Annotated in this window: 1 pseudogene; it reads right to left on the bottom strand. The window is 60.1% G+C overall.

The window, feature by feature from the left end:
* Positions 1 to 263 (bottom strand): annotated as a pseudogene (locus SB753_RS38350) (2-oxoglutarate dehydrogenase E1 component); the annotation flags it as partial.

The following is a 263-nucleotide window of genomic DNA, read 5'->3' as shown; positions in this document are numbered from 1 at the left end:
CACCCTGAACGGCAGCAACATGCCTGAGCGGGATATGCACGCTTTCGGCGGCGTGGGCATCCTGTGCGTGCCAGACCGCATGTCGATGCATAAAGGTCCCTCGTCCCACGTCCATGCCGGAAAGGCGAATGCCGAACCCCTCTTCCAGCAACGACGCGTAAGCGACGTTTTCGGCAAAACACCAGTCGACAACATGACTCGCGGAGGTGGCCGCCGACTGCCATTTCGCAATCAGCCTGGCGACGAATTCATGCAGACGGAAG

This window comes from Paraburkholderia sp. SIMBA_053, assembly GCF_046534895.1.
Classification (GTDB): domain Bacteria; phylum Pseudomonadota; class Gammaproteobacteria; order Burkholderiales; family Burkholderiaceae; genus Paraburkholderia; species Paraburkholderia caledonica.
Note: the sequence above shows the minus strand (reverse complement) of the source record. Positions and strands in the feature narration are given on the sequence as shown.